The organism is Burkholderiales bacterium (genome assembly GCA_013695435.1).
In the GTDB taxonomy this organism is placed as follows: Bacteria; Pseudomonadota; Gammaproteobacteria; order Burkholderiales; family JACMKV01; genus JACMKV01.
On record JACDAM010000297.1, the window covers coordinates 25,381 to 48,882 of the forward strand.

The 23,502-nt window shown below is 60.4% G+C and carries 25 protein-coding genes and 4 pseudogenes; 16 read left to right on the forward strand and 13 right to left on the reverse strand.

Annotated elements, in window-relative coordinates; all coding sequences use genetic code 11:
• Positions 1 to 25 precede the first annotated feature (25 nt).
• Positions 26 to 799 (reverse strand): molybdopterin-dependent oxidoreductase, encoded by a 774-nt coding sequence (locus H0V78_14580; protein MBA2352960.1) that lies wholly within the window; start codon positions 797 to 799, stop codon positions 26 to 28.
• Complete coding sequence (locus H0V78_14585; GenBank protein MBA2352961.1) at positions 796 to 1,644, reverse strand: cytochrome b/b6 domain-containing protein; 849 nt, start codon at positions 1,642 to 1,644, stop codon at positions 796 to 798. Before H0V78_14585 ends, H0V78_14580 begins: the two co-directional genes overlap by 4 nt.
• 113 nt (positions 1,645 to 1,757) lie before the next feature.
• On the opposite strand from H0V78_14585, the gene H0V78_14590 reads away from it, so the two are divergent.
• Both H0V78_14590 and H0V78_14595 read left to right on the forward strand, forming a co-directional pair.
• Positions 1,758 to 2,006 carry a TerB family tellurite resistance protein gene (locus H0V78_14590; protein ID MBA2352962.1) on the forward strand — a complete coding sequence of 83 codons (249 nt, stop codon included), beginning with the start codon at positions 1,758 to 1,760 and terminating at the stop codon, positions 2,004 to 2,006.
• Between the two features lie 15 nt (positions 2,007 to 2,021).
• Positions 2,022 to 2,213 carry a TerB family tellurite resistance protein gene (locus H0V78_14595; GenBank protein MBA2352963.1) on the forward strand — a complete coding sequence of 64 codons (192 nt, stop codon included), beginning with the start codon at positions 2,022 to 2,024 and terminating at the stop codon, positions 2,211 to 2,213.
• A gap of 136 nt (positions 2,214 to 2,349) precedes the next feature.
• Here the strand turns inward: H0V78_14595 and H0V78_14600 are convergent, their stop codons facing one another.
• A complete protein-coding gene (locus H0V78_14600) occupies positions 2,350 to 3,690 on the reverse strand; it encodes a HAMP domain-containing protein (protein ID MBA2352964.1) in 1,341 nt (446 codons plus the stop codon).
• Between the two features lie 13 nt (positions 3,691 to 3,703).
• The gene (gene ompR, locus H0V78_14605) at positions 3,704 to 4,426 is read right to left on the reverse strand and encodes a two-component system response regulator OmpR (GenBank protein MBA2352965.1); all 723 of its coding nucleotides are present in this window, start codon (positions 4,424 to 4,426) and stop codon (positions 3,704 to 3,706) included.
• 253 nt (positions 4,427 to 4,679) lie between these two features.
• Here ompR and H0V78_14610 point away from each other — a divergent pair, with 253 nt between their 5' ends.
• Entirely contained in the window at positions 4,680 to 4,961 is a 282-nt protein-coding gene (locus tag H0V78_14610) for a hypothetical protein (GenBank protein ID MBA2352966.1), read from the forward strand.
• On the forward strand, positions 4,958 to 5,245 hold the full coding sequence (locus tag H0V78_14615; protein ID MBA2352967.1) for a hypothetical protein: 288 nt from the start codon (positions 4,958 to 4,960) through the stop codon (positions 5,243 to 5,245). Before H0V78_14610 ends, H0V78_14615 begins: the two co-directional genes overlap by 4 nt.
• A gap of 197 nt (positions 5,246 to 5,442) precedes the next feature.
• Here the strand turns inward: H0V78_14615 and H0V78_14620 are convergent, their stop codons facing one another.
• Complete coding sequence (locus H0V78_14620) at positions 5,443 to 6,393, reverse strand: MFS transporter (protein ID MBA2352968.1); 951 nt, start codon at positions 6,391 to 6,393, stop codon at positions 5,443 to 5,445.
• 166 nt (positions 6,394 to 6,559) lie between these two features.
• Positions 6,560 to 6,820 (reverse strand): hypothetical protein, encoded by a 261-nt coding sequence (locus H0V78_14625; protein ID MBA2352969.1) that lies wholly within the window; start codon positions 6,818 to 6,820, stop codon positions 6,560 to 6,562.
• A gap of 272 nt (positions 6,821 to 7,092) precedes the next feature.
• On the opposite strand from H0V78_14625, the gene H0V78_14630 reads away from it, so the two are divergent.
• Positions 7,093 to 8,109, forward strand: coding sequence for a flippase-like domain-containing protein (locus H0V78_14630; protein MBA2352970.1), 1,017 nt, complete (start codon positions 7,093 to 7,095; stop codon positions 8,107 to 8,109).
• 117 nt (positions 8,110 to 8,226) lie between these two features.
• On the opposite strand, the gene H0V78_14635 is transcribed toward H0V78_14630, so the two are convergent.
• The 6 genes and pseudogenes from H0V78_14635 to H0V78_14660 all read right to left on the reverse strand — a co-directional run bounded on the left by H0V78_14635 (position 8,227) and on the right by H0V78_14660 (position 14,338).
• A complete protein-coding gene (locus H0V78_14635; protein MBA2352971.1) occupies positions 8,227 to 8,820 on the reverse strand; it encodes a CDP-alcohol phosphatidyltransferase family protein in 594 nt (197 codons plus the stop codon).
• Positions 8,817 to 9,908 carry a 2-aminoethylphosphonate aminotransferase gene (locus H0V78_14640; protein ID MBA2352972.1) on the reverse strand — a complete coding sequence of 364 codons (1,092 nt, stop codon included), beginning with the start codon at positions 9,906 to 9,908 and terminating at the stop codon, positions 8,817 to 8,819. Before H0V78_14640 ends, H0V78_14635 begins: the two co-directional genes overlap by 4 nt.
• Before the next feature lie 19 nt (positions 9,909 to 9,927).
• Entirely contained in the window at positions 9,928 to 11,088 is a 1,161-nt protein-coding gene (aepY, locus tag H0V78_14645; GenBank protein MBA2352973.1) for a phosphonopyruvate decarboxylase, read from the reverse strand.
• 95 nt (positions 11,089 to 11,183) lie between these two features.
• Positions 11,184 to 12,857 carry a phosphoenolpyruvate mutase gene (gene aepX / locus H0V78_14650; protein ID MBA2352974.1) on the reverse strand — a complete coding sequence of 558 codons (1,674 nt, stop codon included), beginning with the start codon at positions 12,855 to 12,857 and terminating at the stop codon, positions 11,184 to 11,186.
• Positions 12,850 to 13,599, reverse strand: coding sequence for a phosphocholine cytidylyltransferase family protein (locus H0V78_14655; protein ID MBA2352975.1), 750 nt, complete (start codon positions 13,597 to 13,599; stop codon positions 12,850 to 12,852). The genes aepX and H0V78_14655 overlap by 8 nt, the downstream gene beginning before the upstream one ends.
• A gap of 39 nt (positions 13,600 to 13,638) precedes the next feature.
• Positions 13,639 to 14,338: pseudogene (locus H0V78_14660) on the reverse strand (2OG-Fe(II) oxygenase).
• Positions 14,339 to 14,642: 304 nt separating this feature from the next.
• Here H0V78_14660 and H0V78_14665 point away from each other — a divergent pair.
• The 5 genes and pseudogenes from H0V78_14665 (at position 14,643) to H0V78_14685 (ending at position 17,740) form a co-directional block, all read left to right on the forward strand.
• Complete coding sequence (locus tag H0V78_14665) at positions 14,643 to 14,951, forward strand: hypothetical protein (GenBank protein MBA2352976.1); 309 nt, start codon at positions 14,643 to 14,645, stop codon at positions 14,949 to 14,951.
• Between the two features lie 107 nt (positions 14,952 to 15,058).
• On the forward strand, positions 15,059 to 15,358 hold the full coding sequence (locus H0V78_14670) for a hypothetical protein (GenBank protein ID MBA2352977.1): 300 nt from the start codon (positions 15,059 to 15,061) through the stop codon (positions 15,356 to 15,358).
• Positions 15,359 to 15,545: 187 nt separating this feature from the next.
• Positions 15,546 to 16,088, forward strand: a pseudogene (locus H0V78_14675) (heme-binding protein).
• Between the two features lie 882 nt (positions 16,089 to 16,970).
• Positions 16,971 to 17,111 (forward strand): hypothetical protein, encoded by a 141-nt coding sequence (locus H0V78_14680; protein MBA2352978.1) that lies wholly within the window; start codon positions 16,971 to 16,973, stop codon positions 17,109 to 17,111.
• Between the two features lie 383 nt (positions 17,112 to 17,494).
• On the forward strand, positions 17,495 to 17,740 hold the full coding sequence (locus tag H0V78_14685; protein MBA2352979.1) for a hypothetical protein: 246 nt from the start codon (positions 17,495 to 17,497) through the stop codon (positions 17,738 to 17,740).
• Between the two features lie 90 nt (positions 17,741 to 17,830).
• Here H0V78_14685 and H0V78_14690 read toward each other — a convergent pair whose 3' ends face one another.
• Positions 17,831 to 20,107 carry a GAF domain-containing protein gene (locus tag H0V78_14690; GenBank protein MBA2352980.1) on the reverse strand — a complete coding sequence of 759 codons (2,277 nt, stop codon included), beginning with the start codon at positions 20,105 to 20,107 and terminating at the stop codon, positions 17,831 to 17,833.
• A 295-nt stretch (positions 20,108 to 20,402) separates the two neighbouring features.
• On the opposite strand from H0V78_14690, the gene H0V78_14695 reads away from it, so the two are divergent.
• From H0V78_14695 to H0V78_14720, 6 genes and pseudogenes are all read left to right on the forward strand, one after another.
• Positions 20,403 to 20,690, forward strand: a complete 288-nt coding sequence (locus H0V78_14695; GenBank protein ID MBA2352981.1) for a DUF2282 domain-containing protein — start codon at positions 20,403 to 20,405, stop codon at positions 20,688 to 20,690.
• A 152-nt stretch (positions 20,691 to 20,842) separates the two neighbouring features.
• Entirely contained in the window at positions 20,843 to 21,682 is an 840-nt protein-coding gene (locus H0V78_14700; GenBank protein MBA2352982.1) for a DUF692 domain-containing protein, read from the forward strand.
• The gene (locus H0V78_14705; GenBank protein ID MBA2352983.1) at positions 21,666 to 22,196 is read left to right on the forward strand and encodes a putative DNA-binding domain-containing protein; all 531 of its coding nucleotides are present in this window, start codon (positions 21,666 to 21,668) and stop codon (positions 22,194 to 22,196) included. The genes H0V78_14700 and H0V78_14705 overlap by 17 nt, the downstream gene beginning before the upstream one ends.
• On the forward strand, positions 22,153 to 22,443 hold the full coding sequence (locus H0V78_14710) for a hypothetical protein (GenBank protein ID MBA2352984.1): 291 nt from the start codon (positions 22,153 to 22,155) through the stop codon (positions 22,441 to 22,443). Before H0V78_14705 ends, H0V78_14710 begins: the two co-directional genes overlap by 44 nt.
• An 11-nt stretch (positions 22,444 to 22,454) precedes the next feature.
• Positions 22,455 to 22,951, forward strand: a pseudogene (locus H0V78_14715) (DoxX family protein).
• Positions 22,948 to 23,502: pseudogene (locus tag H0V78_14720) on the forward strand (SDR family NAD(P)-dependent oxidoreductase). Before H0V78_14715 ends, H0V78_14720 begins: the two co-directional pseudogenes overlap by 4 nt.

The following is a 23,502-nucleotide window of genomic DNA, read 5'->3' on the forward strand; positions in this document are numbered from 1 at the left end:
GGGATGAAGTGGCGCTGCGGTAGGCTTAAATCCCCGCGTACCAGTTGTAGCCGTTATCTTCCCAGTAGCCGCCTTTGCCGCCGGCGATAGGCGCAAAGCTCTCGACCAGTTCGATGCGCATGATGTATTTCGCCATTTTGTAGCCGAGCTGGCGTTCGACGCGCACCCGGATCGGCGCGCCATTGGCGATCGGCAGCGCTTGGTCGTTCAAGTCGTAGGCGAGAATGGTTTGCGGGTGATGCGCATCCTCAATGTCGATGCTTTCGTAGTATTTCGCGCCGTTGTCGTCCATCGGGTCGGCGCAATAGAAAACGGCGTAACGCGCTTGCGGCATCACGCCGGCGATTTCGAGCAGTGCGCTCAGGGAAGCACCCTTCCATTTGCCGATCGCGCTCCAGCCTTCGACGCAATCGTGACGCGTGATTTGGGTGCGGTTCGGCAACTCACGCAGTTCGGCGAGGGAAAGCGCCATCGGCCGTTCGACCAGACCGGCTATTTCCAGTCGATAGTCGGCAAAATTGTTTTGCGCCAATGCCAGATATTGGGAATTTTTCGGAACCCGCGTGCCGTTGCTGCGGAATGTCGGAGACAGATCGGCTTCGCTGAACTCCTGCGCCATGGACGTGCGCGACGTGACGAGGTGCTGCGCTGCGCTGCTCAGCTTTTCGCTGCTGGCCAGAAAATTCGCGAACCATTCACTGCGCGACAAGCGATCGCAGCCGGCCAGAAGCAGTGTACCCGTGACACCCGCGGCTCGGGCCAGGAACTGGCGACGCGGCAAAAGAGAGATGGGCTTCATGGCTTGTTCTCCCGGTTGGTTTCGGCTTCTATACGATAGCGCCCGGTGATCATCGAGCGCAGATTGTTCCAAAACCCGCTGATCACGACCTCGAAGACGTGGACCAGAACGAACAGGACCAGCGCCCAGGCGACGATAAAATGGATGGTGCGCGCCGATTGCCGGCCGCCGAACACATCGACCCAGCCCGGAATCACGGAGTTTAGCCACGGCGACATCGCCCAACCCATGAGGATGACGAGCGGCAGCAAAGCGAAGATCACGATCAGATAGCTGAGTTTTTGCAGAACGTTGTAGCGCGTCGCCGCTTCACCGCTCGGGTGACGCAATAGCAGATGATCCTTGAACGACTGGCCGATGCCGCGCCAATCGCGCCGGCTGGGCGCGAGATCGCGGGCCAGATGGCGGCTGATGACGGAATACAGAACGTAAACGAGACCGTTGATGACAAACACCCAGGCGAAGAACAAATGCCAGTGTCGCGCCATCGCCAGCCATTGCGCCGAGGGAACCGTGGCCCAAGTTGGAAAGCCGCGTCCGACCAGCTCGCCATCCTGATTTCGCGAGGCGCCGAACACGCCGGTCGTATTGAACTCGCGGCCGAAGATGCGAGTCACACCGACGACGCTGCCGTTCGCGTTTTGTTCGGCTGTCATTTCGAGGATGGGCGGGCGCCCGGTGTACGACGACTTGCCCCAGTAAAGCGCCGGATGCGCGTTGAAAATCTGCAAGCCGCTCATCAACAGCAGCGTAGCCGCAATGACATTAATCCAGTGCATGGTGCGCACGGGCCAGGTGTGCCGGTCGATCCAGCGCGTGCCGCGTAAGTCTTGATCGCTTTGCATTCCGTGACAGGAATTCGTAACCTTGACTTTGGGTCGAATGGTGACACTCAGCCTTACAGCCCTGACAACTCTGCCGAACACGCCGTCAAATTCGCCAATACTCGCCATGCTGAATCCGATTAAAGCATTTTTCGACAAATACATCGAGCCTGCATCCCGATGCGGGCCATTCCGAACGGCGCCTGCAAATTGCGACCGCCGCCTTGCTGACCGAAGTGATGCGCATGGATTCCGAAATCAAGGATGATGAACGTCAGGTCATCGAGGCGGCCGTGCGCGAACGTTTCTTGCTGAACGACGAGCAGGCTGCCGAACTGACGATCGCCGCCGAGCAGCGCGGCCGCGACGCCACCGATTATTAGCAGTTCACCTCCGAGATCAACCGCGCCTTCGATCTCGCCGAACGCATCCGGCTCGTCGAGTGCCTGTGGCAGGTTGCGCTTGCCGATAGTCATCTCAGCCGGTACGAAGATCATCTGATCCGGAAAATTTCCGATCTCCTGTACGTGCCGCATCGCGATTTCATTGCCGCAAAATTGAAGGCGCGCGAGACGATTCAAGCCTCCTGATTTCAAGCTTGCAGGAAGCTCTGCAATATCCGTTCGTGGTGAGCTTGTCGAACCACGGATTTTGAAACAAATCTACACCAATGGCTTGTGTCTGTCTTTCGACAAGCTCAAGACAAGCTCAAGACGAACGGCAGAGTTATGCGGAGCTTTCCGGATGCTGATCGCTGGCGTGCGGTTCGCCGCGCAACGGTAATTCGACGCGCGCTTCGAGTCCGCCGCCGGCGCGCGCCAGCAGTTTGACGCTGCCTTCGTGCAATCTGGCGATACGGTCGACGATGGCGAGCCCGAGTCCGCTGCCGCCGCCGCTGCGCGCGCTATCCATGCGCGTAAACGGCTGCAGCATGCGGCCTGTTTCGCACTCGGGAATGCCAAGGCCGCGATCGAGCACAGCCAGGACCGCGTTGTCGCGATTGACCGCGGTGCGGATTTCTATCGCGCCGCCGCCGTGACGCAGCGCATTCTCGACCAGGTTGACCAGCAGGCGCTGTATCGCGAGTGGCTTCAGAGCCAGCGGTGGCAGGTCCGCAAGGTCGAGCACCATGGGTTTACCGATGCGCGCGTAACGCTCGCGCACGGCGCGCACGATCGCGTTCAGGTCGCATTCGGCTTCTGTTTCTTCCGCATTGCCGCGTGCGAAAGCCAGAAATTGATCGATGATCGCGTCGATTTCGTCGATATCCTGTGCCATCCCGGTTTTCAGCGATTCGCTTTCGTTCAGCATCTCGAGTTCCAGCCGCAACCTCGATAGGGGCGTGCGCAAGTCATGCGACACGCCGGCCAGCAGCAGCGCGCGGTCGGCTTCGAGCCGTTTCAGATCGTCTGTCATTTGATTGAAGCCGCGGCTGACGGCGCGAATTTCGGTCGATCCGGTTTCGGGCAGCGCGGGCGGCAGTTCGCCCTTGCCGATTCTGGCCGCGGCATCGGTAAGGCGGCGTAGCGGCCGGTTGATACGGGACACGATCAGATACGCGCCGAAAATCGAAAACAACAGCACCAGCGCACCCCAGCTCAGCCACTGGGTCGGAAAGGCGCGCTCGGTGCGCGCGCGCGACAACACGATCCAGTATTCATCGCCTTCGATGTTGAAGCTGACCCACAGCGTCGTACCGTCGTCTTCGCGCTGCACCAGCACTTGCGTGTCCATGCCAAGCTCGCTGCCCACTGCGTTCGCAGTCAATTGCAGAAACCTGCTATTCGGTGGATTCACCATTATCTCGGCTGGCAAGCCGGTGTAGACGCGTATGCCTTCGCGTTCGGAAAGATCGAGCAAAAGCTCGCGCCGCTTGGAAGGCTCGGCGGTCAGCAGCGCGGCCCGCGTCAGATTGACCGTGCTGACAACCTGCACGGCGAGCTGTCTGGCGCGCGGCTCGCGCTCGAACAATCGCAGCATCTGAAACCACGCGAGTTGGCTGACGGTCAACAGCAGCGCGATCAGCAAAACGGTCCGCGTGAGCAGCGACTGCGGCAGCAGATTCATGAGCAACGCCGCGCTAGGCGCGCTGTTCGCCATCGGGAACGAAGACATACCCAAAGCCCCATACCGTCTGAATGGTGCGCGGCTTGGCGGGGTCGTCTTCGACCAGCCGGCGCAGGCGGGAAATCTGCACGTCGATACTGCGGTCGAACGGCTCATGACCGCGGCCGCGCGAGAGCTCCATCAGCTTGTCTCTCGAAAGCGGAATGCGTGGATTGGCAAGCAGCGTCTTCAGCAGCGCGAACTCGCCGGTCGTCAGCGCCACGGCTTCGCCGTTTTTCGTCAGTGTGCGCAGGGCGAGATCGAGCGTCAGCGCGCCAAAGCTTATCGCTGCTTCATGCTGCTCAGGGGCGCCCGGTGGCGCGACGTGGCGGCGCAAGACTGCATGTATGCGCGCAACCAGCTCGCGTGGATTGAACGGCTTGGCCAGATAATCGTCGGCGCCGAGTTCGAGACCGACGATGCGATCGACCTCGTCGCCCTTCGCGGTCAGCATGATGATGGGCAGCGTATTGCCCGCACCGCGCAGCCGTCTGCACAAGGTCAGGCCATCTTCGCCGGGCAGCATCAGATCGAGCACCAGCAAGTGGAAATGCTCGCGTGCGAGCGCTTTGTCGAGGCCGGCGCCGTCGCCGACGGACTGCACGTTGAAGCCCTGATCGGCGAGGTAGCGATTTAGCAGATCGCGCAGCTTGATATCGTCATCGACGACGATGATTTTCGGCTTGTCGGTTTTCACGCCGCTATGCTAACGACAGCGGCGCGTGAATGAAAGCTGCCCTTGTAAGGCGAATGCGCAAGCGGGCAGGCGCGATACAAATTCTTACAATTACGCCTGGCGCTGAAACACTCGCTTTACACGATCGCCTTAGCATAGCCATACCTTCCAAACCGAAGGCAACAGCAGGATAGATAGAAGGAGCGGGCTATGAAACGGATCATCGGTATTTCGGCGCTGGCGTTGAGTCTTTTCGCAGGATCCGCGTTCGCGGATGATGATGATCGCGGTTGGCGCGATGGGCCGCGTTTCAAGCATCATCAGCAACAAAACGAAAGACACCACTACGATAGGCAGCACTACAAACATCACTACAGGCATCGTGATAATCACGGTTATGATTACCGGCCGCGAGTCGAGCACCATCATTATTACCCGCGACCGCGCTATCATTCCCGGCACAGGGATTATGGGTATCGTGATAGCTATAATCAGCATTTCGACTTGTACTATCGGCTGCATTTCTAATCCGGACGCCGACAAGGAGAATAAATGAAAAATTTGCTGGGCATTTTTCTGGTAAGCGCGATCATTGCCGCGACGCCGGCATGGGCTGATCACGAGCGCCGCGGCGGCGGCCGCGACGAAGATTCGCGGCCAACACCCCAGAAAAATCGCTCAGCGGCCGATGATCCCCGTCGCGGCGGGCGCGAGCTGCGCGATGTACGCGAACGCGAGCCGCGTCCGCATGGGCGGTTGACGCGCGACGAGCGCGAAGCCCTGCACCGCGATCTCGACGAAATCGGACGCGATATCTATCCGCGCGGAAGAGGACGTTAATACGAGGCGCCGAGAAGGCGGGAAGCCTGATTCGGCCGCGTGGCTCTATTTGGATCTCGCATCAAACGCGGCAAAGCTAACGCTAGAATCGGTGCCGGGCCGACGAAGCGGTCGCGATATCGTACGCAGATTCTTCATCACGGCGGTACGGCGTACTAGGAGATCGCGCCGCCGCTGTTTCTGTCAGCCGGTCAAATTCAATCTTGAGCCGAAGCGCCGGCAAGCGCGGCGTTCGATGACAGGTGACGGCGCCGACCCGTGACGCTTTTGCCGCCACGTGCCGGTCTTTTGGTAATCATGGGCAACAACATCGCGACGAGCAGCATCAGGGCGATCGGCATTAGCGTTCCGCCGTATGATCCCGTCGTGTCCTTCATATGGGCGGCAAATAGCGGCCCGACAATCCCGGCAAAACCCCATGCGCTGAGTATCATGCCGTAATTGGCGCCCATGCGGCGCGTACCGAAGTAATCGGCAGCGAACGACGGCATCGTGCCGAAACCGCCGCCGAAGCAGAGCAACACAACGGCGAATCCGATAGCAACCGACGTGAGGTCATGCAGCCCGCCGAGCATGCCGAAGGCAATGGCCTGCAGGCTGAAAATCAGCGCGAAGGTTCGATTGCGTCCGATGCGGTCTGATATCGCGCCCCAGAAAAAACGGCCAAGCGCGTTGAACAATGCGACGAACCCGTAAGTCGCCGCGATCATGCCGGGAGCAAGTCCGGTCAATTCCTGCATGATGGGCACGGCATTGCTGATAATCAGGATGCCGGCAGTGACGTTCAGAAACAGCATCAGCCACAGCAGATAAAACTGCGGCGTGCGTAGCATCCGCGCCGTCGTATACGACCGGTTCCAGTTGAAGTCGGCGCCAACCGCTTCCGACTTCCGCCTGTATGCGGTCGGAGGGTTTTCCAGCATAAGGGCGCAGCTGCCGCCGATCAGTGCAAATGCGATCCCGGAAACGACGAACACGTTCATCAGCGCCGATACGTGTTCCTGCGCCAACGCAACTCCTGTCAAGCGCAGTGTTTCCGGCGCTGCTGCAAGCTCTGCCGCAGCCTGGGCGGCCGTCGCAAAGGACGGGATGTGTTGTAAGGTCAGGTTATAAACGACAGCGCCGAGACCAAAACCAGCGACGACCAAGGCCGCTGCCCAAACCGCGCTTGTCCGGGAACCATTTGGTGATGACCGTAACCGGTGTGACATATCCCATGCCGACGCCGAAGCCACCGATTACGCCATAGCTCAGATACATCCACCAGGCGCCGAAATGCGCGGAGCCCAATCCTGCGAGACAGTTGCCGAGCGCCTATAGCATAACGCCTGTAAAGGCGACCTTACGCGGGCCGATCTTGTCGTGCCAGCGGCCTCCGACCATGGCGCCGAAGCTCAATGAAAAAAACGCCAGCGCGAAAGTCCATGTCGTCGTCATGTTCGACCAGCCGAAACCCCCGCTTAAAGGCTGGGTGAACAGGCTCCACGAATAGATCGTGCCGAGCGTCATCATGGTAACCATGCCGCTCGCTGCGATGACCCAGCGGTTCCTTGCCGAAGCTGCCTTGCTTTGCATTTTGTCTCTCTCCCGGTGAATGCGCAGCCTGATCCGCAAGCGGCATGCCAAGGGCACGCAGAGATTACGAACAAGCATCGTTTTCCGGCGCCCGCACCACGGGTTTGCGGGGTGCAGCGACGGATCACAGGGTCCGCAGACCCGCCGGCATCGCGGCAGCGCGCAAGAAATTTCAACACCCTTAACAGCGCCCCGCAATTTCCAGCCGGTGTGGTCCGCCACGTCGATTGCGCTGTTCAACGGTAAGATGCGGTTCTCGACATGGGAACCGCATGCGTTATCTGAAACTGGTTTTTCTCACGCTCGGGCTGCTGCTGCTCGGACTTGTTGTGCGCGACCTGAATGTGGACGAAGTGTTCGCGCAGATCGCCGAGGTCGGCGTCATTGGCATGACGTTCGTCGTGCTGTTTTATGCCCCGGTTTTCGCGGCCGATGCCGCGGGCTGGCAACTGATCCTGACGAGCGTGCCGCGCGATTTACGCTGGCTGGCGCGCCTGTTCAACATCCGGCTTGCGGGCGAGGCTTTCAACACGGTCACGCCGCTCGGTTCGATGGGGGGCGAGCCGCTGAAGGCGCTGCTGCTGAAATCGCGCTACGGCATCGGCTATCGCGAATCCAGCGTTTCGCTGATCCTCGCCAAGACCATCATTCTGATCGCGCTGGTGCTGTTTCTCACCATCGGATTCTTGCTGCTGTTGCCTTCCGGGCGCGTGAGTTCAGCGTACAAGTTCATCGCCGGGGCCGGCCTCATCGCGCTGACGCTCAGCATCGCGGGGTGTTTCGTGATCCAGCGCCTGCGCCTGAGTTCGCGCCTGGGTTCATGGCTGGGCCGCATATTCGGTGCGCGCGTTACCGGGCGTCTGCAACGCCTGATCCTTTTGATTCACGATATCGATGAACGCCTCGTTCATTTTTACACCGAACATCGCGCGCGTTCCGTGGCGGCATTCCTGCTCGCGCTGCTCAGCTGGATCGGCGGCGTGATCGAGGTTTATGTCGTCATGTGGCTGCTTGGTTATCCGGTAACGTTCAATGAGGCGTGGATCATTGAAGCGCTGGTTCAACTGGTGCGCGCCGGCACCTTCTTCATCCCGGCAAGCATAGGCGCGCAGGAAGGAACACTGGTGATGGTCTGCTCGGCGATGACCGGGAATCCGGCTGTCGGCTTGGCGCTGTCGGTGATTCGCCGTGTGCGCGAGGTGGTCTGGATCGCCGCGGGGATCGCGGTGTGGTGGATTTATTCGCTGAATCGAACCAATCCAAAAGAATCGGAACGCGAAGTCGTGTGATGCAGCACGGCGCGATGCGCGCTCGAATCGTTCAGATCGTTTTGTCGCCCCTCGTTTTCGAGGAGGTGCGACGCGGCGGGCAGTGGCCGGTCGCCGTTTCGATAATTCAATACAGGTTCATTCCGCCCGCCGCAACTGCAAGAACTGCCAGCCGACGATCACTGCCGCAAGCGGTGCGCCGACCGCGGCGGCTGTCAAAAAAGCCATCAGCCCGTCGAGCAGCGTGACCACCGGCAGCAGATAAAGAATATCCTCGGCTTCGAGTCCGCCGAAGCGTGGCTGACGCGTCGCTGTCTTGCCGTGGCGATTTTCGATTTCGTTGCGCATGTAAAAAATCGCCGACACTGCGGCACCGGCGACGATGCCGGCCGGCAATACCCACGCGCCGGCGCCTGACCGCATCAGCCCGATCGCAATGCTTATGAACAGCAACACATGGAGCAGCGCGTCGCTCGCGAGATCGTAAATATGCCCGGTTCGGCTCATCTTGCCGGTCAGTCTTGCCAACTCACCGTCGGTATGGTCGAGCAGATTCGATGCCGCGAACAAAAGCGCGCCGAGAGCAGCCAATCCTCCCGTTGCAAAAGCAGCGATCGCGGCAAGCCCGACAACGAGCCTGAGTGTTGTCAGGTGATTCGGCGTGACCCACGTTCCGGAGAGCGGACGCACCATCCACAGCGCAAAACGGGCGTCCCAGGGTTTGCTGTTCATGCGCCTGCCATTCCCGCAACTTGCCTGACCGCATCAAGCAGGCGCTCGACATCGCTTTCGCCGATTTCGCCCATCGTCGAAATGCGGAACAGGGTTTTTGCCAGCGCCGCCTGGCCGGCATAGATCACGAAGCCGCGCTGTTTGAGGCCGTCGTGCAGCGCGGTGTAATCGACGCCGCGCGGCAGAGTGAATGCGTTCAGCACGACCGAGGCTTCATCCTGCGGCAGCAGCGGTTCGATGGAAAGCGCCAAGAGGCCTTCGCGTACGCGGCCGAGCAAAGCCGCATAACATTCGCGGCGCTTTTGCCAGCCGCCTTGTTCATCGAATTCGACGAGCGCTTCGCGCAGCGCATAAAACGCCGGGATCGCAGGTGTGAACGGCGTGCTCGCCGCATCCTGCTCGCGACAATGCGTCGCGAGGTCGAGATACAGACTGCGCCGCGCGGCGGCGGGGAGGGCGGCGCGCTTGACGACGACGAACGATGCGCCAGGCGCTCCGTGCAGGCATTTGTTCGCGGTAGCTGCGCAAGCCGTTATGCCTAACGCATCGAAATCAATCTCCTCCGCCCCGAAGCTGCTGACAGCGTCGACAAGCAGCGCGACGGCGCGCGACTTGCACAGCGCTCCGATTTCATCCAGACGATTGAGCCTGCCCGTCGTCGTCTCGTGATGGACGATGGCGATGTGCGTAATCCGCCGATTTTCCGCAACAGCGGCTTCGATACACGCTTCGATGCGATCGACATCAAGCGGCGCCAGCCATGGGTGTTGCAGCGAGACGTGATCCAGATGGTAAACCCTGGCCATCGCGCTCATGCGCTCACCATAAACGCCGTTTTCGAGAATCAGCAAGCGGCCGTTTTCGGGAACGAGACTGCTGATCATGGCTTCGACGGCGGCGGTGCCTGAGCCTGTGAGCAGGACCGCGGCCCATTGCGCGGGCGCGAGATCGTAGACCCGCAATAGCCGGGCGCGAATGTCCTGCTGAAGCACGGCGAATTCTGGCTCGCGATGACAAAGGTCAGGACTGGTCAGCGCGTTTCTGACGCGCTGACCGAGATTGACGGGACCGGGGTTGAGCAGAATCACGATGGCTTTGTCGATGAATTCAGTGTGTCGATGAAAAGCTGCTTCCGATATGTTTCATCAGGCGCTCCAGAACTTCTGCCGGCGATAGGCCTGGCCGCGGCAACTGGTTCAGAGTGCCGGTGCGAATCTTTAAATGCGCGAAGTGCGGCCGCTTGCTGGCCGGCGCTGCGAACAATTCATCTATCAACTCGACGCCATCGCCGCCCAGCGCAATGCCGTAACCGCATGCCGCGGCAATTGCGGCAAAAGATATGTTGCCGGAGACGGTAGCCTGGCCGCCGGTCGAATCGTGTGCTTCGTTGTCGAGCACGAAATGGATCAGATTGCCGCCGCCATACGCGCCGATGGTCGCAAGATTGCCCATACGCATCAGCGCGGCGCCGTCGCCGTCGATGACGACGATCCTGAGATCGGGGCGGGCAAGCGACAAACCCAGCGCGATCGATGACGCGCAGCCCATAGAGCCGACGATGTAGAGATGGTTCGCGCGATCGGCGAGCGCGTACAACTCGCGCCCGGTGTAGCCGGTGGTGGCGATGACAACGCTGCCAGTTTCGGGTGTGTGCTGCAGCACACACTGCAAAACCTGACTGCGCGAGACGCGTTGCGCGCCGCGCATGTTTTCCATGCAGGATACGTTTGTCGACGTACGCGGGACCTGCTGATGTTCGAGTGCGTGCGGCGCGACGCTGCCTTTGGCCATGACGAGCGCATAGGGGCGATGCTCGCGCTCCATGTAGTCGCTCGCGCGTTTCAGCGCCGCGGCGATCCCGCCGGGTTCGGTTGGGAAGGCTTCCCATGGCACTTGCATGGTGTCGAACAGGTCCCCAGTAATGCGGCCCATCAGTTCGTGTTGCGGTTCGTCGTGCACTTCGGGCGCGCCGCGGTGGGTGCAAATCAGCAGCAGCGGAATGCGGAACACCCAGGTCAGCGAGGTCAACGGGCTGACCGCATTGCCGAGACCGGAATTCTGGATCATGACGACGGCGCGCTGCCCGCCGATGGCCGCGCCGGCGGCAGCGGCAATGGCGTCGCCCTCGTTAGCCGATGAAATATAGGTAAGCCTGGGATCGCCGATCACGTAATTGATGAACGGCGTCAGAAACGAGCACGGGACGCCCGCATACCACGCGAAACCGCGGCCGCGCGCGGCTTCGACAAAATCCTTTGCTTCAATCATCGCTTATGCACCTGAAGAGATATCTGGATGACCTCTGACCCGTTCGCACCGAGCTCGCCGAAGGGTGAAGCTCAAGCCCATGGATCGCGTGGGATCTATCCGCGCCCCTGCGCGAAATCGCCGGCATTATCCAGATCTTCTAGCGCGTTCACGTCGAGCCAGTGGCCGTGGATATACAGCACCCGGATCGGATGGCCGTTGGCGACGATCCGATTGAGCAGCGTGCGCATCGACAACTGCGCGAAATCATCGCGCAGCTCCAGTTCCGCAAGCGCTTCGAGCAACCATTGTCGTCCCGCGCCGCGCACGCGCAGCATGCCGATCCAGCGTCCGTTCGCCTCTCCCAATTCGCCGTCTCTATCGGGTGAAATGGCGAACAGTTGCACGTTTTGCGCGAGCATGGCGCGATTGTCGGCTGCTGTGCAGTAAGCGTAATCGGGCGCCCCGGTGGCGGGCCGTCCGGCGCTCGCCGCTTCGCCGAAAGCGGAATCGACGATGACCACCAGTTCTTCTTCGCTGTCGAGCAAATCGCGCAGAATGTAGCCGCGAAACAGCAGATCGCCGTACAGGATGACATTGTCGCTGTCAGTTTCGAGCCACGGTTGCGCGCACACCAGCGAGGCCAGCTCGCCGGTCCGCGCATGTTCGCGATTGATCACGAGATTGATGCCGGTCACGTCGATCGAATCGGCGCGATAACCGGCGACGACGGTGATGTCGTTGATGCCCTGTTTCTTCAGTTCATCGACTTGCCGGCGCAGGATCGGCTTGCCTGCGATCGGCAGCATAACCTTGGGCCGCGTCTCGGTCAGGGTATGCAGTTCCTGGCCGCGGCTTGCCGCAAGAATCACGGCGCGGGTTTCCACGCGGTCGCGGCCGATGTAGCGCCGCTCGGCTGCCGCCAGTTCGGCCGCTCCCTGCAAGCGGAAAATTTCCTCGACCGGGGCGATGCGGTCTTCGACCTCGACCAGGGATTGCGCGTCGTGCACGGCTCGCGCGACGTTTTGCATCGCGTCGACCGCGGCGCGCACCATATGATTCGCCCAGATCACGAGGCTGACTCGGGCCTGGCGGTAGACGTCGGTGGGCGTGCTGTAGTATTTGGTCGGCACGATCACGAGCGGCGCGCGCTGCGCCCATTCTTTTGCGAACGCAACGATCTCGTCGGCGCGCGCCAGCTTGCTGTGGATCAGGATCGCATCGGCCCCGGCTTCGCGATACGCCGCGGCGCGTTTCAGCGCCTCGGCCATGCCCCAGCCGGCGATCAGCGCTTCGACGCGCGCGATCACGCAAAAATCAGCGTCGCTCTGGCAGTCCTTGCCGGCCTTGATCTTGCCGCAGAATTCATCGGCCGTCGCCAGCGGTTGGCGCTCGCCGGAAAGAAAGCTGTTGGTTTTCGGAAACAACTTGTCTTCGATGCAGACGCCGGCTATGCCGCGCTGCTCGAGTTTTTTGATCAGCCGGCGCAGATTGTTGAAGTTGCCGTAGCCGGTATCACCATCGAGCAGGATCGGTATCTCTGTTGCGTCCGACATGAATTCGAGCATGTCGACGATTTGCGTCCAGCTCGCCTCATTACTGTCGCGCACGCCGAATTGCGCCGACAGCGCGAGACCGCTGGCCCAGATTCCGGCGAACCCAGCTTCCTGCACGATGCGCGCGCTGACGCCATTGTGCGCCTCCATGATGAATTCAATCCCGGCGGAGTTCAGCAGTCGGCGCAGTTGGGCCGGCCGGGACAGATGGCCGACGATCTCCGGTTTATTCATATGTCATGATCCGTGGCAGGATTTCGCGCTCGGCGCGTTCGACGTCGTCGGGAAAATCGATTTCGATCCACGGCAGTCCGGTGATGTCCTCGAAACCGAACGCTTGCGGCTGCGCGAACAGCAGATCGCGGATCGCGTCTTCGAACGGTGCATCTTCACATCCGGCCGCAGCGTAGCGTTCGGTGCATTCCGCCAGCGCAGCCGCTGTCTCGGCCGCGAAGCGAAAAAAGCCGACCGATTCGCCGGCAAAATCACAGGCGATGTCGGCTCGCGGCTGTTTGCTGAATTCGACCGGCTGTCCTTCGCGCACGCACAGCTTGACGGGCTCGTCGCCGGGCTCGAAATTGCGATCGATCAGGAAACAATTGGCGATGGGCGTATCGGCGAGCCGTTGCAGAATCGGCAAAGCATAGAGCACATCGGCATCCATCAGCAGGATGTCTTCGCCCTGGCGCAATTCGGCCGCCGCCGCTTTCAGGCTCAAAACGCTGCCGCGCTGATATTCGAGATTCACAACAAGGCGTATCGATAAAGAAAGCCCGCCCGCTGGTAACGCCGCCAGCGCCGCCCGAACGACGTCTGCCTGATACCCGATAACCAGCACCACCTCGCCGACGCCAACCCGCTGCAGCGATGCGATATGACGTTCGATCAGCGTTTTACCGGCAAAGCGCAGCAGGCTTTTCGGGTAATCCAGACCGAGCCTTTCGCCCACGCCCGCGGCCATGATGATCGCTTTCATTGCCGGGTTTTCATCGCGGCTAGAGCAAGGTCCTTGCCATCAGGCGCCTTTGCGTCGTTGAAAAACGCTGCCCAGACCAAAATACGCGATCGAGTCCTTCATGTTGGAAACGAAGCGCCACCATGGCGACATGCCCGGATCGGTTACGTATTCCAGCGTGAGCACGACGCGCTGCTGATTGGCGCCGATCGGCGTCAGGCGGTGATGCAGCTTGTCGCCGAACAGCACGAGCATGCCGGGCGCGGTCGCGAGCTGTCGCGTCTTGCCCGCGTTTTCCGCCCCCCGCGGCTGCTGGCAGCCGGTATTCGAGCCTGCTGTCCGAGCGATCGACAAGTCCGATCAGCACGGAGAAACGCTTGCCCTGGTAATACGAGCTGTCGTAGTGCCAGCCGATGTGATCGCCTTCTTCTGTGTAGTAATACAGCGCATAGGTATGCGGATCGGCGGGCGGACACGGCAGGAGCTTGCGACCGGTGATCCGATCCAGATATTCCGCGAGCGCCGGCTGGCGATACAGCTCGCCGAACGATGGCGCCAGCCGATCGAGTTCGAAGCGGCTGATGCTGCCGCCTTTTTTATGTCTGGGAATGTAATTGCGATGAACCGCCGATTCGAGCCGCGGCAGTTCGGCCAGCAGGCGCTGCAACAGCGGCGCCGGCACAAAATCGGGCACGACAAGAAAGTCGCCTTGCGATCGAAACGACTCCGCGAGTTTCAAGATATCGATATCGGCGAACATGGTGCGTTTATCCGGTTTAAGGAGAGGAACGAATCGGAAGCGTGCGGACGTTGAAAGATGCGCGTGTGATCATTGTAAACAGGCCTTTGACTGCGTTCGGCCGATTCTGGTTTGCTTGCACGCAGAGATCGAAGCGCGTGCTTGTCACAATATTTTAACGTGCCCGGAGGCTTTGCGTCATTCGGCCCTGGCGGGCGATGTAATTGTTAACTGTTCGTGACGCCGCCGTGATGTTGATTTTCCATACTGGGATCGTGATTTTTCGAAAAACAAACGTTCAACCGCGAAGCGAAGGAGAGCCATCATGAACCGCGATGAAATGATCAAAAAGCTGGTCAGCTATTCAGTCGAAACCGCGTTACGCAATCCGCAAGCCGAATGGACGCGCCGGATTCTCGTGAAGGGGTTCGACGGATTCCATCGTATGCCCCCGAAAAAACTGGAACGCGAGCTGCAATTGCGCGGCCTGATCGGTTACGACGAACCAGACGATGTCTGCGAAGATTGCGCCGAATGCGACGAGAGCGATCTGATGGTGCTGCCGGGCGGTATGGTCGGCCCGAAGTGCTACACGGATAGCAGGCTGTCAGGCGAGCTTGCCGCGACGCAATGAGTTGTGATAAAACTTTGAAACTCGCGTGATAAGCTGGTGAACCAGTTCGAACAAACTGGTTATGAGCGCGATGAAGCGTTCGTCAATCAACTCCAGGAGAAACAAAAATGCTCAAATTATCCCGAATGGCAATGATGTCGGCCGTGATTGCATCGTCGCTGGTCGGCGCTTCGATCGCCACCGCCCAGGACGTGATGTTCGCCACCGGCGGTTACGCGCGCGGCGGCAAGGGCTTGCGCACGATGAAAGTGATGAAAGCGATGGACAAGGACGCCGACCATTTCGTGACGATGGACGAGTTCATGGCGATGAACGAAACGGTTTTCAAAAAGATGGATAAAAACAGCGACGGCAAAATCAGCGTCGAGGAATGGCTCGACAAGCAGCGTAAATCGGACGGCGGCTAATGAGCGAACCTTACTTGAGCAGTCATCGGAACAGCCGATAATCGTCCCGCAGCGAATGCACCGGCAAAGGCGGCCCTTCTGGGCCGCTTTGCTTTTCACGGCCCTGCTCCACGCATCTTTGCGCCGCATCGCCCGCCAAAATCTAGCGCAGTGCGGGGGCGCGAAGGGATAGGGCGCGTCGCACGCCATGAGCAAGGCAGCGCGCGGTGTCAATCGCTTCACGCCTCCAGCTGGTTACATAAAGGAGCGAAATCATGATTCATCACATCAAATTTTCCGTCAAAGCGGCGCTGCTGTCGGCGCTCATGGCGAACAGCCATGCGCAAACGGTCGACAAAAAGCGCTGACCCTCGGTGGCGCGAACCGTGTAATCGCCGCCGCGATAGCCGAAGCCAAACGCCTGAACGCGCCGGGCGCCGCCATTGCCGTCGTCGATGACGGCGGCAATCTGGTTGCCGTCGAGCGCCTCGATGACACGTTTGCGGCCGGCGCCAACATTTCCATCGGCAAGGCGCGCACCGCGGCGCTGTTCAAAAAGCCGACCAAAGCATTCGAAGACACAATCAACAAAGGCCGCACGACCATGGTCACCGTCCTGGGCGATGTGCAGGGATTCACGCCGCTCTAAGGCGGCATTCCTTTGACCGTCGATGGCCAGGTCATCGGCGGCATCGGCGCTCAGAGCGCGCAGCAGGACGAAGAACTCGCGCTCGCCGGCGCGGCTGCTTTGCAAAGAGGTGTGGCAGGGCCGGCAGGTGCGGGCAAAACGCCGGCCGCGGTCACGTATTTCGGCAACGATAAAGTCGCCGCCGGTTTCCGCACCGATGCCTCGCTGCTCGCAACGGGCGCCTACAAAGTGAACACAAGTCGTCGCGACAAGCCGGGGCTCGCCGAAGTGCACGCGCATGAGACCGATATCTTCCACTTTCTCGAAGGCTCGGCAGTGATAGTCACCGGCGGCGAAGTCGTCGATGCGAAAATTACGGCGGTTGGCGAAACGCGCGGCAGCGAAATCGCTGGCGGGCAGTCGCAGCGGGTCGCGAAAGGCGATGTACTCGTCCTTCCCGAAGGCGTGCCGCACTGGTTCAAGAAATCGATGGGCCAGTGCTTTATTACGTCGTCAAATCTATTTCAGGAGGTGAAAAATGAAAGCCTGGTTGCACGTGCTTTGCGCAATTGGCGCAGGATTTGTGCTGTCGGCCGCGGCGGGCGCCGAGGAACCCGTATTTCCGCATGCGCCCAAAGCAGCGATCGATCTGGCGACTGTCGATGGCGTTGCGCTGTTGAACGGCGAATGGCGCTACAGCGACACCAGAATCGTCGAAGCGAGTTTCAAAAGCGCCGGCGCCGACGGCCAGCCCACCGGGCGAACGGTCAAGAATTACGACTACGAACCGCGCTCCGGCGGTAGAGATTACGACGACCCGCATTGGGAAATCATCGCGGCCGACAGCCTGAGCAAAAGGCGCGGCAATGGCCGGCTCGGCTTCAACTGGTATCGGATCAATCTGACCGTGCCCGCACGCGTCGGCGATTTTGTAACGGCAGGTTCGACCGCGGTGTTCGAAACCGCGCTCGACGATTACTCCGAAATCTGGGTCGATGGCGAATATTGTCGCCGCAAGGCACCATCATCACGCCGCGCCATCCGCACAATCTCGCGTGGGGCGATGCCGACGGCAAGACGCTTTATCTGACCGCGCAATCGGGTCTGTACCGGATGCGCTTGAACATCGAAGGAGTGCGGCCATGAAGTCTGGTTTGTTTTTTCGAGCGGGTGATCAGGTTGTCGTTCGGCCGCCGGCTACGCCACCCGGGAAGCTTTGACCGGGTTTTGCGAAAGCCCGCGCGAGCGTTGGGATAAACAACAACCCGGATAGCTTCGGATTACTCCCTTCCACTTGCCGGGAGGGCCGGGGTGGGCGCGATCCGGGATCACTCGGTTTGCTCCCTCCCCACTTGCTTGGGGAAGGCCGGGCGGGGAAGCGGCTAACGCAACCCAATTTCCACCCGCCATCGAATAATGTAAACAGGCCCGGAAAGCACGCTCGGAAATGACCATCATCCGCATCGTTTTTCTTGTCGCGACAAAACTGTTACATCCGCTTGAACAGGACGTGAATTCGCTCTCCCACAATGAAATCAACATTGATGGGAGTCGCGATGAATCAGTTCAAGCTCTTAACGAGTCTCGCCGCAGCTGCGGTCATAGCGGCGTTCAGTCATCTGTCCGCCGCGGAAGTCGCCAGCCCGGCCCCGGAGCCATGCGGCTTGACGCGCGCTTTGCGAACTATCCAATGGGTCGAGTTGGTGAAAAAACAATCGTCCGGTCGCGATGCGATGGCTGCGTTCGAGCAAATGTTTCGGCAGGGCGGTGATTAGAAGGCTGCTGAAAAACGTAGCGAGCACCAGCCACAAGAAGTGGCAAATCGGAATCGCCGCTTGCTCGGAAATGACAGGATCAGCGAACCCTCAGCGGGTTTCCAGAGGTAAACCGAACGAAAACGTGGTACCCGTCAGCGGCGCGCTTTCGACCTTGATTTCGCTGTGGTGCAGATCGCAGATGCGCTTGACGATGGCGAGCCCCAGACCGGCGCCTGCCGGCTCCGTGCCCCTGGCCTTATCGACCTTGTAAAAACGCTCGAAAATATGCGCGACATCCTTGGCCGGAATGCCGCTGCCGGTATCGCTGACCCGCACCATTACGTGTTGTTCATGCCGCGCAACCGAAACCGTCACGATGCCGCCGGTGCCCGTGTGTTTCAACGCGTTATCGAGCAGGTTATCGATGGCGCGCTCGAGCAGGCCGATATCCGCGCGCACCAGACCGACCTCCTCGATATCGGCGCGCAGGGTAACGCCCTTGCTTTCGGCCGCGAGCGAAAATTTTTGCACGACGTCTTGCGCCAGATCGCCAAGCTGGGCCGGTTCGGGATCGATTTCATAGCCGGAAAAATCGAGCTTGGCGAGCTCGAACAGTTCCGAGATCAACGCGCCGAGAGTCTCGCTCTGCTTGACGGCAATCTGCAGATAGTTGCGGCGCGTCTCCGCAACCAGGTCGTCGCCTTTCATGAGCAGCGTTTCCAGATAACCGCGAACCGCGGCAAGCGGCGTGCGCAAATCGTGCGAGACATTGGCGATCAGATCGCGGCGCAAATACACGTTCTCCTCACTGAGCTTGTTCTTCAGCGCTTCGATTTCCTCATAAGCCTGGACGTTGGCGATGGCGAGCGCGATCTGACTGGCGACCTCCTGCAGAAACTCGAAATCGCTTTGCGAAAACTGGTCTGTCGACTTGCTGCCGATACCGAGGATGCCTATCGTCTTGTCGCCGGCGACCAGGGGTAACGCGCAGTGCGAGCGGATACCGGCTTTGAGCAGACCCTCATCGAACGAATAGCAGCGCTCGTTTTGGAGATCGTTGCGCAACAGCGCCCGCTGGAAATCGAAAGGAATGTTGCCGCGCCTGCCGCGCACATCGAGCAAATGGCCGACGACAAGCTGATCGGGCGAGAACGAGCCGTCGAGCGCGTAAACGCGCAGATCGTCGATCGCCGGCTCGTAGATCGCAATCGCCGCCCGATCATGGGAAATCACGCGTTTCAAGGCCTCGCGCAGCGCGTGCAACAAATCCGATAGCTTGAGGCTTGTGATGATGGAATTGTTGAGCTGCAGAAGCGCGAGCTGGCGTTCCTGGGCTTTCAGCCGTTCGAGTTCGGCGCCGGCGCGCGCGGCAAAAGTCTGGATGACCGACAGTTCGCGCGGCAGCGATTGCATCGGACGGGTGTCGAGGACCACGAGGTGCCCGATGACCTGCATGGCGTGATCGAGCAGCGGCAATCCGAAATAGCTTTCGGCTTCGAGATCGACGAGATCGTGGTCTTCCGGAAACTGCGCCTGCAGCCGATCCGGAAAAAACGCGGTCTTGCCTTCGAGCACTACGCGGCACGGCGTTGCGGCGACATCGTATTCGAAGTTTACCCCGAAGCCATCCCCTTTCCAGAAAGCGCGGCTTTTTGCACGCTGCCGCCGCTCGCCCTGGCACTCCGCGACAAATACATAGCGGACGTCGATCGCCTGCGCGAGATTCCGCACCAGCGATTTGAAAAATTCGCCGTCCGTGACCGACACTGTGCCGGCAGCGATTGCAAGCAGCATCCGCTCCGATTGTTTGCGCTCGATGAACTGGCCGATCTCGGCGCCGATCACGTCGAAAACCTTGAGCAGATCGGCGTCGGGCGAACGCTTGTCGAAGCTGAGAATACCATTACGCCGAGAACATCGGCGCCGATCCGGATCGGAAAACCGAAGGCCGGCGTTCAGTCCGGCTTGGCCGCGATCGGGGCGCGGAAAATTGTCGTCGGCGCGCACGTCTTCGATCCACATCGCTTTGCCGTGAGCCCAGACTCGGCCTGGCAAGCCAATGCCGCGCGCGAAGCTTCGCCCTCTGCTCGCCACGGTGAATTCGGCCGCCGAAACCGAAGGCGCATGCCAGCCGTCTTCGCAGCGCAGCAACTGCGCGGCGCGATCGACCAGCCAGATCTCGCCCGTCGCCCAGCCGAGATTTTCGCAAACGGCCTGCAAAATCCGCGGCGCTGCTTCGTTCAGGGACGACGCTTCGGCGAGAACGCGCGCGACCGCGTATTGCGCGGCGAGCCGGCGCTCGGTGCGCGTCGTCATGTTGTCGATGATGCGATAAGGTTCGCGGCCTACGATGCTCTTGCCGTCATCGGAAACACGGGCTTCCATTGTTCGACTCCGCGGGCGAGCTAGCTGATTATGATGCTCTTTACGACGCTGGCGAGTGTCCTCCACAGTACATAGGCCACATCGAAAATAATAGCTGTTATTCCCGCGTGGATTCAACGCGAGGCAGCAGGCTGCGGAGAAATTCCGAACCTTCAAAGCAAACGGGTTCCCTTGGCCGCCCTGTGATGAAACTTTTAACTCGTCGCGAGATTTGCGTGATTTTCGCTGCGCACACTCGCATCACAGATCGGCGACGCCGTCTGTTCTTCCCTCAAACCACGGAAAGGAATTCGTCATGAACCAATCAGATCGCATCATCCGCTCTGCAATCGCCAGCTTGCTCGCGCTGGGTGTCGTCGGCAATGCCGGGCACGCCGTGGCCGCCAAAGGCGACAACGAAAAATGCGCGGGCATCGTCAAGGCCGGCAAGAACGACTGCGGTACCAGCTACAGCTCGTGCGCCGGATCGGCCAAGGTCGATAACGACAAGGAAGCCTGGGTTTATCTCCCCAAAGGCACGTGCGAAAAAATCGTCGGCGCGAGCATCACGACTTCCGCGCATGCGAAGCCCGGCGGTAAGTAAGGCGCGCAGCAACGCTACCCATCGCCAGGTAGTGCGACGTGCTTAGGTCGTCACCCCCATCCCGGCCTTCCCCCGTCCAGGGGGAAGGAGTACAGCGTTTCCGCGTCGAGCTAGAAGGGGTATCGCGCTCCGCCGTCGGGTGGGAAGGGGTAATGCATTCGACCAGCAACGGGATTCCCCCGCGCGCCGGGATTGGGTTGCGCGCACCGCATTACCGCGAATTGCTCGAACGTCTGCCCGATATCGGCTGGCTCGAAGTCCACAGTGAAAACTATTTCGGCGGCGGCCAGCCGCTGCATTTTCTCGAACGCGCGCGCCGGCATTATCCACTGAGCTTGCACGGCGTCGGTCTGTCGCTCGGTTCGACCGACAAGTTGTCGCACGAACATTTGAACCTGCTCAAATGGCTGATCGTGCGTATCGAGCCGGCGATGGTTTCCGAGCATCTGTGCTGGGGCTCGATCGGCGGGCGTCATCTGAACGACCTGCTGCCTTTGCCGTACACCGAAGAAGCGCTCGCTCTGGTCTGCTCGCACGTTGGCGAAACGCAGGATTTTCTGGCGCGCCAAATCTTTGTCGAAAACGTTTCGAGCTATTTGCAGTTCACGCATTCGACCTTGCCGGAATGGGAGTTCGTGCGCGAAGTCGCGGCGCGCACCGACTGCGGCATTTTGCTCGACGTCAACAACATCTATGTGAATTCGATCAATCATGGTTTCGACGCGTCGCGTTATCTGCGCGGCATTCCGCGCGCGGTCGTCGGCGAGATCCATCTGGCCGGCTTCGATGCCGGAGCCGATTGCCTGATCGATACACACGCGAAGCCGGTCGCCGATGCCGTGTGGTCGCTGTATCGGGAAGCGGTCGCACGCTTCGGACCGACGCCGACCTTGATCGAATGGGATGCCGATATTCCCGCGCTCGACGTGCTGCTCGCGGAAGCGCGCAAAGCGGATTCATCAATGGAGGCGCGCTATGCACTCGCTTCGTGATCAGCAGCGCACATTCGCCGCCAGCCTGCTGGCGTCCGCGCATTGCGACGCCATCCTCGCCCGCCCGGGCATGGACGCGGACGCGCGGCTCGGCATCTATCGCAACAACGTATTCAGCAATTATCGCGAGGCGCTGCGCGCGGTTTATCCGGTCATCGAGCGCCTCGTCGGCAGCGAGTTCTTCCGCCATGCGGCCAATCGCTTCATCGCAACGCACGAATCGGTGAACGGCTACCTGCATCGTTTCGGCGAAGGCTTCGCCGATTTCCTGCAAGGTTTTCCGGGCGCCGAACACCTCGTTTTCCTGAGCGATACCGCGCATCTGGAATGGCTGATTCACGAATCGTTTCATGCCGCGGACCATGCGCCGTTAGCGCTGCGGCGCCTGGCGGAAATCGGCCCGGGAGCAGTACGGCGCCCTGCGCTTCGAGATGCATCCGGCTTGCCGCCTGTTCGCATCGCCGTATCCGGTGCATCGCATCTGGCAGACAAATCAGCCGGAAGAACGCGGTGACGACCACGTCGATCTGGCCAGCGGCGGTGTCACGCTGCTGGTGCACCGCCGCGATTTCACTGTGGCGCTCGAACCGCTGGAAAAAAACGATTTCGCGTTGCTCAGCCTGATCGCCGCCGGGCAGCGTCTTGTGCTCGCCTGCGACCACGTGCTGCAAAGCGAGCCGGCATTTGACGCTGCGGTGTTTTTGCAGCGGCGCGTAATGGATGGGACGTTGGTGGATTTTCGCGTAGCGGGTTTTCGTTAAAGGAGATAACGATGGAATTAGCGGCAAACAGAACGCAGACAATCAAGCGCGGTATCGGCTTTATCGATCGCTTCCGGCTTGCAACGCGCGTGCTCGAAGGGCTCAGCACCGTCCTCGATCTCGCGCTTCGCGTGTGGGTGGCGAACGTATTTTGGAAATCGGGACTGACCAAGATCGCGAGCTGGGATACGACGCTCGCGCTGATCGAAAACGAATATACCGTTCCTCTGCTGCCGCCGGAACTCGCGGCCGTGCGCGGCGCCGGCGCCGAAATATTTTGCCCGTGCTGCTGGTGCTGGTGCTGGGGCTGGGCTCGCGATTTGCTGCATTTGCGCTGTTCGTGTTCAACATCATCGCCGTGATCTCGTATCCCGATCTGTCGGAAGCCGGACGTACCGAACATTTTTACTGGGGCTTTTTGCTGCTTGTCACCTTGTTCCACGGGCCGGGCAAGCTGTCGATCGATCATCTGATCAGCCGCAAATTTTCAACGCGAGGCGCCGTATGAACGCCCCCGTCATCTGCGCGCCGTGCGAAAACCGGCTGCATCAAACCAGCATCCGCGAAACCACGCTCGATGGACAACGCGCGATCGTCACCGGCGCCAATTCGGGTATCGGTGAGTCGATTGCGCGCGGCCTGGCCGAGGCCGGCACCGCGGTGGTCCTGAATTACGTGACCGGCGCCGAGCGCGCCGACGAGATCGTCGCCGACATCATCGCGGCCGGCGGCAAGGCGTCGCCGTCAAGGCCGACGTCAGCAACGAGTCGGAAGTGCAAGCGATGTTCCGCCGCACCTGCGCCGAATTCGGCAGCGTCGACATTCTGGTTGCCAACGCCGGCCTGCAGCAGGATGCCCCGCTGCACGAAATGACGCTGACGCAATGGAACAAGGTCATCGCGGTCAACCTGACCGGCCAGTTCCTGTGCGCGCGCGAAGCCCTGCGCGAATTTCTGCGGCGCGGCGTGCTGCGCGACATCTCGTGCTCGGCAGGCAAGATCATCTGCTTGTCGTCCGTGCATGACACGATTCCGTGGGCTGGGCACGTGAACTATGCGG

Coding starts and splice junctions, on each gene's coding strand:
- H0V78_14700 (MBA2352982.1), top strand. CDS start 20,843: ATGCATTCGACCAGCAACGGGATTCCCCCGCGCGCCGGGATTGGGTTG.
- H0V78_14625 (MBA2352969.1), bottom strand. CDS start 6,820: ATGCAAAGCAAGGCAGCTTCGGCAAGGAACCGCTGGGTCATCGCAGCG.
- H0V78_14600 (MBA2352964.1), bottom strand. CDS start 3,690: ATGAATCTGCTGCCGCAGTCGCTGCTCACGCGGACCGTTTTGCTGATC.
- H0V78_14580 (MBA2352960.1), bottom strand. CDS start 799: ATGAAGCCCATCTCTCTTTTGCCGCGTCGCCAGTTCCTGGCCCGAGCC.
- aepY (MBA2352973.1), bottom strand. CDS start 11,088: ATGATTGAAGCAAAGGATTTTGTCGAAGCCGCGCGCGGCCGCGGTTTC.
- H0V78_14585 (MBA2352961.1), bottom strand. CDS start 1,644: ATGCAAAGCGATCAAGACTTACGCGGCACGCGCTGGATCGACCGGCAC.
- H0V78_14690 (MBA2352980.1), bottom strand. CDS start 20,107: ATGGAAGCCCGTGTTTCCGATGACGGCAAGAGCATCGTAGGCCGCGAA.
- H0V78_14615 (MBA2352967.1), top strand. CDS start 4,958: ATGAAAAATTTGCTGGGCATTTTTCTGGTAAGCGCGATCATTGCCGCG.
- H0V78_14635 (MBA2352971.1), bottom strand. CDS start 8,820: ATGAACAGCAAACCCTGGGACGCCCGTTTTGCGCTGTGGATGGTGCGT.
- H0V78_14670 (MBA2352977.1), top strand. CDS start 15,059: ATGCTCAAATTATCCCGAATGGCAATGATGTCGGCCGTGATTGCATCG.
- H0V78_14610 (MBA2352966.1), top strand. CDS start 4,680: ATGATGATGATCGCGGTTGGCGCGATGGGCCGCGTTTCAAGCATCATC.
- H0V78_14685 (MBA2352979.1), top strand. CDS start 17,495: ATGAAATCAACATTGATGGGAGTCGCGATGAATCAGTTCAAGCTCTTA.
- H0V78_14655 (MBA2352975.1), bottom strand. CDS start 13,599: ATGAAAGCGATCATCATGGCCGCGGGCGTGGGCGAAAGGCTCGGTCTG.
- H0V78_14705 (MBA2352983.1), top strand. CDS start 21,666: ATGCACTCGCTTCGTGATCAGCAGCGCACATTCGCCGCCAGCCTGCTG.
- H0V78_14665 (MBA2352976.1), top strand. CDS start 14,643: ATGAACCGCGATGAAATGATCAAAAAGCTGGTCAGCTATTCAGTCGAA.
- H0V78_14630 (MBA2352970.1), top strand. CDS start 7,093: ATGCGTTATCTGAAACTGGTTTTTCTCACGCTCGGGCTGCTGCTGCTC.
- aepX (MBA2352974.1), bottom strand. CDS start 12,857: ATGAATAAACCGGAGATCGTCGGCCATCTGTCCCGGCCGGCCCAACTG.
- H0V78_14695 (MBA2352981.1), top strand. CDS start 20,403: ATGAACCAATCAGATCGCATCATCCGCTCTGCAATCGCCAGCTTGCTC.